Annotated in this window: 12 protein-coding genes; 6 read left to right on the forward strand and 6 right to left on the reverse strand. The window is 44.8% G+C overall.

Going from position 1 to position 14,127, the window contains the following annotated elements:
* Nucleotides 1-299: 299 nt before the first annotated feature.
* From AACT19_RS18270 to AACT19_RS18290, 5 genes are all read left to right on the forward strand, one after another.
* On the forward strand, nucleotides 300-1,271 hold the full coding sequence (locus AACT19_RS18270) for a tripartite tricarboxylate transporter substrate binding protein (protein WP_004733595.1): 972 nt from the start codon (nucleotides 300-302) through the stop codon (nucleotides 1,269-1,271).
* 245 nt (nucleotides 1,272-1,516) lie between these two features.
* Nucleotides 1,517-2,017, forward strand: a complete 501-nt coding sequence (locus AACT19_RS18275; RefSeq protein ID WP_004733594.1) for a tripartite tricarboxylate transporter TctB family protein — start codon at nucleotides 1,517-1,519, stop codon at nucleotides 2,015-2,017.
* Nucleotides 2,018-2,027: 10 nt separating this feature from the next.
* The gene (locus AACT19_RS18280; RefSeq protein ID WP_004733593.1) at nucleotides 2,028-3,548 is read left to right on the forward strand and encodes a tripartite tricarboxylate transporter permease; all 1,521 of its coding nucleotides are present in this window, start codon (nucleotides 2,028-2,030) and stop codon (nucleotides 3,546-3,548) included.
* A 191-nt stretch (nucleotides 3,549-3,739) separates the two neighbouring features.
* Complete coding sequence (locus tag AACT19_RS18285) at nucleotides 3,740-4,513, forward strand: sulfite exporter TauE/SafE family protein (RefSeq protein WP_076647947.1); 774 nt, start codon at nucleotides 3,740-3,742, stop codon at nucleotides 4,511-4,513.
* A 319-nt stretch (nucleotides 4,514-4,832) separates the two neighbouring features.
* Entirely contained in the window at nucleotides 4,833-5,024 is a 192-nt protein-coding gene (locus AACT19_RS18290; RefSeq protein WP_004733590.1) for a hypothetical protein, read from the forward strand.
* Between the two features lie 136 nt (nucleotides 5,025-5,160).
* Here AACT19_RS18290 and AACT19_RS18295 read toward each other — a convergent pair whose 3' ends face one another.
* Nucleotides 5,161-5,574 carry a VF530 family protein gene (locus AACT19_RS18295; RefSeq protein WP_076647950.1) on the reverse strand — a complete coding sequence of 138 codons (414 nt, stop codon included), beginning with the start codon at nucleotides 5,572-5,574 and terminating at the stop codon, nucleotides 5,161-5,163.
* Nucleotides 5,575-5,999: 425 nt separating this feature from the next.
* Between AACT19_RS18295 and AACT19_RS18300 the strand changes: the two genes are divergently transcribed.
* Nucleotides 6,000-7,160, forward strand: a complete 1,161-nt coding sequence (locus AACT19_RS18300) for an HD-GYP domain-containing protein (RefSeq protein ID WP_076647953.1) — start codon at nucleotides 6,000-6,002, stop codon at nucleotides 7,158-7,160.
* A gap of 134 nt (nucleotides 7,161-7,294) precedes the next feature.
* Here the strand turns inward: AACT19_RS18300 and gnd are convergent, their stop codons facing one another.
* From gnd to AACT19_RS18325, 5 genes are all read right to left on the reverse strand, one after another.
* On the reverse strand, nucleotides 7,295-8,743 hold the full coding sequence (gene gnd, locus AACT19_RS18305; protein WP_004733587.1) for a decarboxylating NADP(+)-dependent phosphogluconate dehydrogenase: 1,449 nt from the start codon (nucleotides 8,741-8,743) through the stop codon (nucleotides 7,295-7,297).
* Between the two features lie 28 nt (nucleotides 8,744-8,771).
* Nucleotides 8,772-9,506: a 6-phosphogluconolactonase gene (gene pgl, locus AACT19_RS18310; protein WP_076647956.1), complete on the reverse strand. Its 735-nt coding sequence runs from the start codon at nucleotides 9,504-9,506 to the stop codon at nucleotides 8,772-8,774.
* Nucleotides 9,503-11,005: a glucose-6-phosphate dehydrogenase gene (zwf, locus tag AACT19_RS18315; protein ID WP_004733585.1), complete on the reverse strand. Its 1,503-nt coding sequence runs from the start codon at nucleotides 11,003-11,005 to the stop codon at nucleotides 9,503-9,505. Before zwf ends, pgl begins: the two co-directional genes overlap by 4 nt.
* A gap of 437 nt (nucleotides 11,006-11,442) precedes the next feature.
* The gene (locus AACT19_RS18320; protein ID WP_004733584.1) at nucleotides 11,443-12,138 is read right to left on the reverse strand and encodes a response regulator; all 696 of its coding nucleotides are present in this window, start codon (nucleotides 12,136-12,138) and stop codon (nucleotides 11,443-11,445) included.
* 72 nt (nucleotides 12,139-12,210) lie between these two features.
* Nucleotides 12,211-13,863 carry an ATP-binding protein gene (locus tag AACT19_RS18325; protein WP_017093985.1) on the reverse strand — a complete coding sequence of 551 codons (1,653 nt, stop codon included), beginning with the start codon at nucleotides 13,861-13,863 and terminating at the stop codon, nucleotides 12,211-12,213.
* Between the last annotated feature and the right edge of the window lie 264 nt (nucleotides 13,864-14,127).

Consider the following 14,127-nt stretch of genomic DNA (forward strand, 5'->3'; position numbering starts at 1 on the left):
CTTTAATGATACACAGCAGTATAAAGCGACCAACAGTCAAAAAAATGTTCACATAAACTCAAGAAAAACCTAGTTATTATTGCTAGAAGAATCCTACAGCCACGTCCCCGTGAACTTTATGAACAATATTAATCCAATGTTCTTTATTCTCAATATCGCCGCATTACAGACATTTCGTTAACACACCGTTAACTTTAACGTCATCTACTAAGCAATACCCTATTCGTGTATTTAGTAGCTGGATATAAAACATAAGTTTCTCTCCATTGAAGAGATCCCCTACATAAGGAACGTGAACCATGTTCAAGGCACTGAAACCTACTCTTGCGGCTTCTATTATCGCAGCAACCTTTTCTTTCAACACTTTTGCTGCTGACGTAGAAAAAATCCACTTCCTAATCCCTGGCGGCGCTGGTGGCGGTTGGGATATGACAGCTCGTGGTACGGGTGATGTATTGGTGAAATCAGACATCGTAGAAAATGTCTCTTTCCAAAACCTTTCTGGTGGTGGCGGCGGTAAAGCGATTGCTCACCTAATCGAGACGGCTCAACGCCAAGAAGACACGCTAATGGTGAACTCAACGCCTATCGTTGTTCGTTCACTAACGGGGATCTTCCCACAATCTTTCCGTGACCTAACTCCTGTAGCAGCAACCATTGCCGATTACGGTGCAATCGTCGCGTCTGCGGATTCTAAGTACAATACTTGGGAAGACGTCGTTAAAGAGTTCGAAACCAACCCACGTAAAGTGAAAATTGCTGGTGGTTCAGCTCGTGGCAGCATGGACCACCTTGTGGTTGCGGCAGCGTTCAAAGGCGAAGGTTTTGATGCTAAAAAAGTACGTTACATTGCCTACGATGCTGGCGGTAAAGCGATGGCGGCACTGCTTTCTGGCGAAACACAGCTGCTTTCTACTGGCCTTGGTGAAGTGCTAGAGATGTCTAAATCTGGCCAAGTAAAAGTGCTTGCTGTGACGGCGCCAAAGCGTCTTGACGCTGCACCTAACATCCCAACACTGACTGAGTACGGCAACGAAACCGTATTCGCTAACTGGCGTGGTTTCTTTGCAGCACCTGGCACAAGCCAAGCGAAGATCGACGAGTGGAATGTAGCGCTTGGCAAAATGTACAAAACCGATGAGTGGCAAGTGGTTCGTGACCGTAACGGTTGGATCGACAACTACAAAGCTGACAAAGATTTTTACGCCTTCCTAGAAGATCAAGAAAAACAGATGGGCGACCTAATGCGTGAGCTTGGTTTCTTGAAATAACCAACAACCATAGAGGGCCTATGTGCCCTCTTACTCTTTCCTTGTTTCGCCGTGCATGAGTTAACTTCAAACTCCTTTGTTTATTCGTAGACGTATTACTAACGCTTGCCGATTCGTTGTAAACGCAAGTGGCTGATAAACCAGTACCGTAATTCGCTTACCTTTGGTTAGTGATCCCAGACATTTCATTAACTCGCTCATGTACGGCTTTTTTACTTTTTATACCACCCCAAATGGAGTTGGATATGTCGGACTTACCAACCAAATTTCTGAGTAAGGAATCTTTGCTTTCGAAGGATCGCATCGGAGCCATGCTCTTTATGCTTGCGTGTTTATGCTATGGCTACCAAACCACGCTGATTCCTTTGTTCCCCGGTGACGAGTACGAACCCTTCACAGCAAGAACCTTACCTATCCTGCTAACGTTTATCGGCATTGGCCTTTCGTTGATCCTGCTTATAACCGGACAGCCAGATAAAAAAGTCACATGCGACACTACGCCGTTGAACTGGAAACTGCTTATTGGCTTCTTGGTGTTAATGGCTCTGTACGGTGTTGGGCTGACTTATCTTGGCTTTGTTTTAGCAACCAGCTTCTTCTTACTTGCAGGCTTTTACCTACTGGGTGAGCGCCGCAAAGCTGTCTTATTTGGCGCGTCGTTTCCTTTCGTTATCGCGTTCTTTCTTTTATTAACTCAAGGCTTAGATATCTACCTAGAGCCTGGTTTAATCTTCACTCTTTGGTAGGGATAACATTATGTTAGACGGAATTTTACAAGGACTTTCGACCGCCGTGATGCCAATGAACATCATGATGGTAATTGTTGGCTGCTTTGTTGGTACCTTTATTGGGATGCTACCGGGACTCGGTCCAATTTCAGCAATCGCGTTGATGATCCCGATTACATACGGCCTAGACCCTTCTTCTGGCCTAATCTTGATGGCTGGTGTGTACTACGGCGCTGTATTTGGTGGCTCGACGTCATCAATATTAATCAACGCTCCAGGTTGTTCTTCAACGGTAGTAACCGCATTCGATGGCTACCCGATGGCACAAAAAGGCCAAGCGGGTAAAGCACTTGCACTCGCGGCTTACTCTTCTTTCACTGGTGGCACACTTTCGGCAATCATGCTTTTGATTGCGGCTCCGGCTTTAGCCAGCGTGTCATTGAGCTTCCAGTCTTCAGACTACTTCGCATTGATGTTGTTAGGTTTATCGGCAGTAGCGGCGTTTGCGGGCCCAGGTCAGGTAATCAAGGCATGGATGATGACCATTCTTGGTTTGATGCTGTCTACTGTTGGCATCGACAAAGGCGTTGGTGTTGAGCGTTTCACGTTTGGTCTAACAGACCTGATGGATGGCTTTAGTTTCCTACTTCTTGCTATGGCAACCTTCGCTTTAGGTGAGACTTTAATGGGTATTTTGAAACCGGAGAAAGACACTAGCGGCGAAGAAAGCCAAAAGATGGCTGATATTGGTAGCATGAAAATTACCAAAGAAGAGTTCAAAGAAGTGGCGCCAGTTTCGATTCGCTCTTCTATTCTCGGTTTCTTTACCGGTGTTCTACCGGGCGCAGGAGCCACTATTGCGGCATTCCTAAGTTACGGTATGGAACGTAGCCTTGCGCCAAAAGACAAACAGAAAGAGTTTGGTAAAGGCAGTATTCGTGGTCTTGTTGCTCCTGAATCTGCAAACAACGCAGCTTCGAGTGGTTCATTCGTTCCGCTACTGACGCTTGGGATTCCCGGCTCTGGTACTACCGCAATCATGCTTGGCGCCCTAATCGCATACGGTATTCAGCCGGGCCCTCGCTTGTTCGTTGAACACCCAGATGTATTTTGGTCAGTAATTATCTCGATGTACTTTGGTAACATCGTACTGGTTATCTTGAATCTGCCTTTAATCCCTTACATCTCTAAACTGCTCGCGGTACCAAGAACGGTACTACTGCCAATGATTATCTTCTTCTCAATCACAGGCGTGTACTTGGTGTCTTTCAACACGATGGATGTTTTTGTAATGCTCATTGTTGCTATGGTTGCGATTGCGCTGAGGTTAGCTAACTTCCCACTTGCCCCATTACTCCTAGGTTTTATCCTTGGTGGATTAATGGAAGAGAACCTACGACGTGCATTGATGATCAGCGATGGCGAGCTGAGCTTCCTATGGGAACGACCAATCACGATGACGTTCACTATTCTGGCTGTGCTGGTACTATCTAGCCCAATCTTAGTAAAACTATTTAGAAGCTTTAAATCGAAGCCAGTAGAAGTGTAAAACTCTACCAATTCAACGAAACCTCAACGAAAGGAGCCATTGGCTCCTTTTTTCGTATCAGCACTTCAAAAAAACCGCAGCTCTAAGATGGTAGCAAACTCACAATCCGACTCCTGAAAAACACATATCCCTGATATTAATAACAAAATCAAGTAAGGTGATTCATCATTTAACGCATTGGATTCAAAACTATGGATTGGTTGATTCTATTCTTATCGGGAGTGACTGGCGGTGTGCTCAACTCAATTGCGGGTGGCGGTAGCTTCATCACCTTCCCTGCTCTTTTGTTCGCTGGAGTTCCACCAATTGCAGCCAACGCGACCAATACCTTTGCTTCATGCGCTGGCTACATTAGCGGAGCCTACGCTCTACGCCACGAAATTCAATCTGGTACTAAGCAGCTAAAACTGACCATTGGTTTGTGTGTAATTGGTGGTGGCATCGGAGCATTTCTACTGCTGCACACACCAGAAGCCCTGTTCACTCAATCCGTTCCTTGGCTACTGCTATTTGCTGCTTTGCTTTTCACGTTTGGTGGCACACTCAATAAATGGCTTAAGCAAGCAACAGTAAAACATAAGCACGCCACCAGCGCAGGGGTATTCTTTTCCGCTTTATTGCTTTTGGTCGTGTGTATCTATGGTGGTTACTTTAACGCAGGTTTGGGGATAGTAACGTTGAGTTACTTAGCTCTGGCTGGTTACACCAACATCAACGTAATGAATGGCATCAAATTGCTCGTGTCTGCGTGTGCATCACTCGCGGCAATCGTGTTCTTTGTTGTGAATGGTTCGATTGATTGGCCGTCAGGCATGGCCGTTTTGTTTGGGACATTGGTTGGTGGTTACTATTCAGCAAAAGTTTCTCGCCGTATCCCACAACAATATGTTCGTACCACAGTGATCATCGCGAGCTTTTTGATCACCGCTTACTTTTTTATACAAATTAGGTTTTATGCTAAGTAGGCCCTATACCAACTAGGTCTTGTGTTAAGTAGGTTCTATGCTAGCTAGGTTTGTACCAACTAAGTTCTATGCTAACTGGATTTAATGTCAACTAAACCGAGTGCTGCTCTAGGCTTCAAACCGGATGGAGAGACCGAAACAAACACCCTCTTAATATCTATCTCGTTATTTTATTGCTTATAAAATAGCCAAGGCAAAATGTGTGAGGCGAGTCCTTCAATTAGCAAATTTGATAACAATTTAGACTGTTTTTTAGCCTTTATTTTGCCAAAGGTGGGATAATTCTCCTGTCGAAGGTGAGACTTCATTAGGAGGCGTTATGAACATTAAACTCGGTCATGTCATGTCATCAAGTCGACTCATTTGCTTTGTCGCTTTTCTTGCTGCCACATTCGCGTGGATCTTAAAAATGCCCGCTCTGTTTTCTGTGTCAGCGCTATTCTTGCTGATCAGCGCCATTGTTTATGTCGTTGACCTTTGGAAGAATCAAAGAAAGAACCGCGAAGCTTAAGACGAACGACTAAAGCGACACGCATTAAAAAAGGAGCACTTAGGCTCCTTTTGTATTTTATGCTTATCGCTTTAGTTGATTAGGCTATTTCGACGGCTTTCTATTAGCGATAGCCTTACTTAGCGACGCATTTCTATTAACGACGAAAGTTACGACCGTTACCGCCGCGGCGCTCTTTAAATGCAGACGCTGCTTTAGCTTGTGATGCTAGAATCGATTCAACCGTCAATTCCATTGGCTCACGAGGTTCTAACCCATGGCGGAACGTACGTGAACGCGGAGGCATCTGGTATTCGATATCTGAAGCTTTAGGCATGCGCTTGAAACGGTAAAGGTAGAAGTTCTCAACCTTCTCACGAGCCCACTCTGTTTTCTTCAAGTACTTAACGGCGCTTGCTACTGTCGGCTTAGTGTTAAAGCAGTTCATGCGCATTGCTGCATCCAAAATTCCCCAACCATAATGATCCACTAATTCAGTGATCATAGCATCTAGCTTTAAGCCGTGCAGTGGGTTGTTTTGTTGCAGTTCGATTCTTTCTTCTTCAGTCATATCTTTACCTTTTCCAAGGCAACTAAAGGCCTTGAATATACTCTAGAACACCGTCATCACTGACCATATCTAGCTCAATCATTTGGGCATATCATCCATTGCCCTTATCTATGCCTTTATGATGGCATAAAGCATGCTCGTTATCCTATTTATCTTTCAATTTAATTTTAAAATGGTCACTTATCATCCTAAGGTTGCGTGCAATACCGCCATGCACTCCCGACGAGTACTTCTCTTAGATTTCGACCAAATTCGTTCAAGTTAACAAAAACCATGATAGAAGCATGAAATATCCCTAATTTAAGTAATGAATTATAAACTTATTAGAACGCAGTGTTGCTAATTAACAGCGCGATGCTATGTTAGAAGTGGTATAGAAACCTACAAATAACGATACTAAACAATGATATAATTATAAATAAAGGTTGGCTTTGACCATGTTTGACTACTCCAAAATCAGTAGAGTAGCCGCCCAAGATAAAGACATTATCGCCATCGTTGATGATCTCTTTCGGCTAGCTCGCGAACATTACCCCATTCTGTCTAGGCTCTCGGTTGTGCTATGCAACGAAAATAGAGCGTCGAATTACTTTGTTTCGGACACTCTGTGCCAAGAAGCCGAACATCGCCATGTCGAGCAAGAACTTACGCCAGAATCGGCTTTGTCGCGCATGGCTGAGTCTTTAGATACCCGGATCATCAACGACCTCACCACCATTAGCTCAACCAAACAAATATCTCACCTACTCGATCTCGGTCATCAAAGCAGTTATACAACACCGATTCATCATCAAGAAAGTAATCTTGGGTTTGTGTTTATCAATGCTTCATCGACAGGATTTTTTGCTAACCAAACTATTCAGTGTGATATCGCCTATCTCACTCAAGTCATCTCTAGCCTTTTCGTTCAGTGGTTTGAGCGCCAGCGTCACTTTCAATCTTCTTTAGCGATCGCTTTAAATATGGGTCATGCTCGAGATCCAGAAACCAAAGAACACCTAATTCGCATGGGTAAATACAGTGAACAAATTGCTCGAACTCTGTCGCACACCAAAAGAGAAATTACCCATCAATTCATTCATCGAATCCGGTTATATGCGCCCTTTCACGACATCGGAAAGTATCGAATTCCAGATAAGGTGCTATTCAGTAGCGCGCGTTTCAATGAAGAAGAAAGAAACATCATGAACAATCACACCTTGTATGGCGAAGAGATGATTGATGACGTGGTTGCCCTTTCCCACCACAGCTCGATGTGCAGCGAAGAGATTCAATTCATCAAGAATATTGTGCGCCACCATCATGAACGGTTTGATGGCTCTGGATTGCCTGATGCTTTGAGTAACACAGCGATACCGCTAGAGGCTCGAATAGTGACATTAGCCGATGTATTCGATGCGCTGATGAGCAAAAGAGCTTATAAGCACGCGTGGTCACTCGATGAAGTGATGGAATACATAGAGGCGCAGAACGGTTCAATGTTCGACCCAGAGTGTGTTGTGGCTCTTAAACAGAACCTAGACGGCTTTATGGCAATTCGGGAGCAATACAATGACGATGCTCAGCCGCATTTAATGACAGCTTAAACTATGACACCTTTGTTATTCAGGCCTAAGTAAGAGAACGTGAACCAACAAAAAAGGATGCCAATTGGCATCCTTTTGTTTTCTAGTTTTCAGCTGAAAGAACGAACGTGTTCTTTACTGATTCTAACTAACGATTATACGTCGTAAGTTGTAGAAGCAGTGTCGCCGCCTGTACCAGTCCAGTTTGTGTGGAAGAATTCACCACGTGGACGGTCAGTACGCTCGTAAGTGTGAGCACCGAAGTAGTCACGTTGAGCTTGTAGAAGGTTCGCTGGAAGACGAGCTGTAGTGTAGCCGTCTAGGAACGTTAGTGCAGAAGTCATACATGGCATTGGGATACCAGATTCCATAGACTTAGCTGCAACTTTACGCCAAGCGCCCATGCAGTTGTCTAGGATGCCTTTGAAGTATGCATCTGAACCTAGGAATGCGATCTCTGGGTTCGCTTCGTAAGCATCACGAATGTTGCCTAGGAATGCAGAACGGATGATACAACCGCCACGCCACATAAGAGCAACGTTACCGTAGTTTAGATCCCAGCCGTTTTCGTTCGACGCTTCACGCATTAACATGAAACCTTGAGCGTAAGAGATGATCTTAGAAGCAAGTAGAGCCTGACGAATTGCATCAACCCACTCTTGCTTGTCGCCTTCAACTGGAGCAACAGTCTTGCCGAACAGTTTCTCAGCTTCAACACGTTGATCTTTAAGTGCAGACAGGCAACGAGAGAATACAGACTCAGTGATTAGAGTCAGTGGGATACCCATGTCTAGTGCGTTGATACCTGTCCATTTGCCTGTACCTTTTTGGCCAGCAGTGTCTAGGATCTTCTCAACTAGCGCTTCACCGTCTTCATCTTTGTAACCAAGGATGTCAGCAGTGATTTCTACTAGGTAGCTGTCTAGCTCAGTTTTGTTCCAGTCAGCAAATACAGCCTGCATTTCGTCGTGGTTCATACCTAGGCCATCTTTCATGAACTGGTATGCTTCAGTGATAAGCTGCATGTCACCGTATTCGATGCCATTGTGAACCATCTTAACGAAGTGACCAGCACCATCGTTACCAACCCAATCACAACAAGGCTCACCTGCGTCAGTTTTCGCAGAGATACCTTGGAAGATAGGCTTAACCGCTTCCCAAGCTTCAGGAGAACCGCCTGGCATGATAGAAGGACCGAAACGAGCGCCTTCTTCACCACCAGAAACACCCGTACCGATGAAGTGGATGCCTTTCTCGCGAAGAGCAGCAACACGACGGTTAGTGTCTGGGAAGTTAGTGTTACCACCATCAATGATGATGTCGCCTTTGTCTAGAAGTGGTACAAGCTTGTCGATGAACGTGTCTACAACGTCACCAGCACGAACCATAAGCATCACTTTACGTGGCGCTTCTAGCTTCTCAACTAGCTCTTCTAGAGAGTAAGCACCAACAATGTTAGTACCTTTAGCTGGGCCTTCTAGGAACTCGTCTACTTTAGCAGCAGTACGGTTGTGAGCCACAACTTTGAAGCCGTGGTCGTTCATGTTTAGGATAAGGTTCTGACCCATTACTGCTAGGCCAATTACACCGATATCACCTTTCATTATTTTATCTCCTTGCGGCTATTCGCACTTATGCGATAGCACTTGCTGCATTTGAATCTAGGAACCACTCTGTTTCGCCAGTTTTAGACTGGATTTTTGCTGCCGGGTAAGGCAGTTCTGAAGCAGGAGTTGTATGAATTTCTTTAACGATCTCAACTTTACCTGCACCCAGTACTAGGTAGCTGATTCGTTTTGCTGCTTCTAAAACTTTCGCCGTTTTAGAAACACGGATTTGACCCGACTCTGGGTGAGAAGCTAATACAGATAGGTTCTCATCTTGGTAGTCAGTTGCACCCGGGAATAGTGAAGCTGTGTGGCCGTCTGCGCCAACACCTAGCAGAATCCAATCAAAAACTGGCGTGCCGTTTTCTGTTGGAATCACATCTGCCATTTCTTTCGCGAAACGTTCTGCTTCTGCTTTAGGCTCATCTTCACCACGGATGCGGTGGATGTTCTCTGCAGGCAGGTTTACGTTTGTAAACTCTTTTAGTTTCGAAAATAAGAGTGTATTCGCTTCACCGAAGTTGCTTTCCGCATCGTCTGGTGCCACGCAACGTTCGTCGCCCCACCAGAAATGAAGGTTATTCCATTGAATACCTTCTGCGTATGGTGCTTGAGCTAAAAGCTTGAAAAGCATTTTTGGCGTGCTGCCACCCGACAATGAAATGTGAACAGGTTTGCCCTGCTCGCTGTATGCTTTCATTTCATTTGCTAGGTTTTCAACGACCAATTCAGGCGTTGCAAAGATCTTGTGATTGATCATAGTTCGCAGTAATCCGTGTCTGTTAAGTTTTTGCATGGGAAACGCCATGCGCGGCCATCACGCTGCAGAAGCTCATCGGCTTCTTGCGGGCCCCAAGTACCACAAGCATAGCCAAACAGTGCTTGAGGGTCTTGTTTGAGATCTAAGATCGGTTGAACGTACTTCCAACATGCTTCTACTGCATCGGTACGTGCAAATAGAGTCGCATCCCCGTTCAGCGCATCAAGAAGAAGACGCTCATAAGCCGTCAGCATTTGAGTTTCAGGCAAGTCAGAGTAAGAGAAGTTCATTTTCACTTCTTTTGCTTTGAAGCCTGCACCCGGCTCTTTCAAACCAAAGCTCATCTGAATACCTTCATCCGGTTGGATACGGATAATCAGCTTATTCTCTGGTGCATCTTGACCAAACACTGGGTGTGGCGTGTTCTTAAAGTGAATCACGATTTCAGTCACACGTGTTGGTAAGCGTTTACCCGTACGTACGTAGAAAGGAACACCATTCCAACGCCAGTTGTTGATGTGTGCTTTAAGACCAATGTACGTTTCAGTACGAGAGTCGTCTGCGACACCATGCTCTTCGCGGTAACCAGGCAAGTGCTGACCACGAACGTCTGATGCTGTGTATTGACCTAGAACCAAATCTTTACGCAGGTCGTCTTCTTCCAGTGGTTTCAGACACTGAAGTACTTTAACCACTTCGTCACGAATAGAATCCGCATTGATTTGTGCAGGCGGTTCCATGCCAACCATTGCTAATACTTGTAGCAAGTGATTTTGGAACATGTCACGAACTGCACCAGAACCGTCGTAGTATCCGCCACGCTCTTCAACGCCAAGGAACTCAGCACCTGTGATTTCAACGTATTCAATGAAGTTACGGTTCCACAGTGGTTCAAACATCGCGTTTGAGAAACGAAGCACTAGAAGGTTTTGAACCGTCTCTTTACCAAGGTAATGGTCGATACGGTAGATCTGGTGTTCTTGGAAGTGATGATGGATCTCTTCATCTAACGCTTGAGCTGATGCTAAGTCGTAACCAAATGGTTTCTCGATGATCAGACGACGCCAGCCGTTCTTTTCATCGTTCAGGCCATGCGCAGCAAGGTTTGCTGGAATCACACCGTATAGGCTTGGCGGGGTTGCCAAGTAAAACAATGTGTTATGGTTTTCGAATTGATAGTCTTGCTCAAGCTTGTCTAGACGTTGTGCTAAACGAGCGTAGTCGTCTACATCTGAAGTGTTGATCGCTTGGTAATGCAGATGTTCAATAAATGCATTCAGCGTCTCTGGCTCAGTTTTTTCCATTTCCTGAAGAGACTTCTTCAGCTTCTCACGGTAAGACTCATCGCTGTACTCAGTACGGCTCACTCCAAGAATCGCAAAGGATTTTGGTAGTTGATTGCTAGCATACAGGTGGTACAAAGCAGGAATTAACTTGCGGTAAGTTAGATCTCCCGATGCACCAAAAATAACGATGCTGCTGTTTTCAGGTATTACCATCATCTTTCCTATAAAAACAAGGTTTTTAGTATTCGCCAAAGGTATCAGCGACATACGAAAATAGATAATAGGTCTTGGCTATTACATCAATAGCGAGTGCCTATTACACTTGAGAATGCGTTTGGTAAACGAGGGTGAAAGCTATCACCTCTATTCGGGACAGTATTGTCTATGAGTATTTGATTTACATCAACCACTGTGAAAGCAATCGATTAAATATTGACTCATTTCGAACAAATTCTAATCGATAGCTCAGTTCGCCGAGCCCGAGAGTGAAGCAAATCGGTATTCTCAAACATTGTAGTCAAGAAAGAACGGTATCTGGTCGGTGGAGTGAATAATAGGAAATGGAGAGAAAGGCAAAACCAGCCTATTCAACTGGCTTTATATTTATTTGACAGCATCGCGTTTGTCTTTGTGATTTGTTGTCGCTAAATCTATCTTCTAGCTTTGTTGTAGCAGCGCTCTGGGCGGCCTACTGACCCGTAATTTAAGTCAGCCACTAACTCACCAGTCGTGATTAGAAATTCCAAATAGCGTCGAGCGGTGGTTCGGCTTGCTCCAATACGTTCACCTGCTTCATCTGCTGTAATATCAGCAATGTCGGCTTGTTGAAAAATGGCTCTAATTTTATCAAGCGTTACGCCATCAATCCCTTTGGGTAAGGTTGACACTTTTCCTGAGTCCGCTTTCGCGTTGGCTTGCAGCATCTTATCGACCAAACCTTGGTTCAAATCAGACACACTTTCAAACTCTTGCAGCTGCGATTGATATTTTTTCAGCGCCGCTTCTAAGCGAGGAAACATCACAGGTTTCAGCAGATAGTCCACGACTCCACCGCGCATTGCCTGTTGCAAGGTATCGACGTCTCGCGCAGCAGTAATCAAAATCACATCACAACCCTGATTACTACCACGAACGTGGTTCAAAATATCAAGCCCGCATCCATCCGGCAGATACACATCCAATAAAACCAAGTCAGGCTTTAATATGTCTAATTGCATTAACGCTTCAGACTGCGTGGTCGCAATCCCCACCACATCAAAGCCACCCATCTGTTCTAAATAACGATGGTGTAGCTCTGCAATCGCAATATCATCTTCAATGACCATGACTCTCGTGATTGCGCTCATTTATGTTCTTCCTTTAACCATGCTTTTTCCGTCACGATGATCTTCACTACTCGATCACTTCGCGCTTAATTATTATTGTGCTTCTTTTGGCAGATAAACCGTCATTCGCGTACCAAAATCGTGGTTGTCGACCATTTCAAGCTGTCCTTGATATCGGTCTGCCAGTTGCTTTATCAAATACAAACCGACGCCGCGATTCTGTTTCGCTTTGCTCGATACGCCTTTTTCGGTGAGTGCTTTCGTCGCCAAGTCTTTCGGCAAACCACACCCTTTGTCTTCTACTTCTACGATAATTTCATTACCAAAATCACTGATTGAAACTTCAATAACTCGACGCGCTGGAGTAATTTGACCCTCTTGCTTAATAGCCGTCATGGTGGCATCAAAGGCGTTATCAATCAGGTTGCCAAGAATTGTGACAACGTCATCCGCGTTCAGCCAGCTAGGCAATGCTTCAAGCCTTGAGCCTTCTTCGACTTTGAGCTCTAAACCTATTTCTCTTGCACGCTCCGTTTTCCCCAAGAGCATGCCTGCAATGAGCGGGTCTTTAACGGTTTCACGCAAGAACTCGATCAAGCTTTGATAGTGTGCTGTTTCTTGGCCAATCAGCTGTTGTACTGAATCCAACTCGCCCATCTGGATCAAGCCACTAATGGTGTTGAGCTTGTTTTGATGCTCATGGGTTTGTGAACGGAGTAGATCTGCATACTCTTTAGTTTGTGAGAGCTGGTCTGTTAAGTCGTTGATTTCATCTCGTAATCGGAAACTGGATACCGCCCCGACCACCTCACCTGCCACTATAATCGGGCTGCGGTTGGCAACGATTCGCTTATTGTTCAGGTACAGCTCGACGTCGTGGTCGGTTTCACCAGTGGATAACAGTTGCTCTAAATCACTGCCGGCCAATACATCTGAAAGGCGCTGTTGGTTGAGTGCAGACTCTCTATCGATAGACAAAATATCGCAGGCACTCTTATTAATAGAACGTAAAATTCCGTGCTTATCGATACTCAGAATACCTTCTTTCACGGTACTCATAGTCACATCTAACTCGACATACAGTCGGCCGATCTCTTCGGGTTCAAAGCCTAAAATAGCGCGTTGAAAGCGACGAGACACATAGCTTGAAATCAAAGCGTTGACCGCAACCACCAGCAATGCCATGACGATCAAAAAGGCTAAATAAGGTTCAATTCTGTCTTGTAACGAGTCCAACAAGTAGCCAACCGACACCACGCCAATGACAGTGCCTTGTGGGTCTTTAACCGCGGATTTCCCACGGACAGAGAAGCCAAGTGATCCTTTGGCCGTCGACACATAAGATTCACCCAACACCAATGCTTTTTGGTTATCACCACCGCGCATTGGTTTACCAAGCCTGTCATCATAAGGGTGAATCAGGCGGATACCTTTATCATCTCCCACAACGATAAACGCCGCGCCAATGAGCTGGGTAAGGTTTCGAAATTTAACTTGAGTTTCTTCAGACAGAACGTAGGGAGCGCCATTAGGGCCCATCGTTCCATTTTCTTGAATAATGCTGGTGACAAGTGGCGATTCAGACAGAAATTCAGCAACACCTAACGCTTTCAAACCCATCTCTTGTTCTTGAGATTGTTTGATATAATAAAAACCAGCCGCTGAAAGTATCAAAAGTTCAACAAGACCAGTGACCGTCATGATAATCAGCAGCCTTTTACGGAAGCTGATACTACTCCATTTCATATTCCACCGTCCCTAGTGTTAGACGAGCAATGTTAACACCAAGTTAATTAGATGACCTTTCTACGTACGCGAATTTGTGACTGTTACTCAACTAAATAATTGAGCAGATTATTAATTGATAATCCTTTACATTGTTCACCTCGATCAATCGTTCGCTTTTAGAACGGATTAGCTTAAAAATCAAAATAAACGAATAAATATTGAGCTGGATCACTAAGCTTTTAGGTGTTTTTTAGGTTGTTTAAAATAAATACAATTATAATA

This window comes from Vibrio sp. 10N.222.47.A9 (assembly GCF_963872585.1).
GTDB classification, from domain to species: Bacteria; Pseudomonadota; Gammaproteobacteria; order Enterobacterales; family Vibrionaceae; genus Vibrio; species Vibrio splendidus.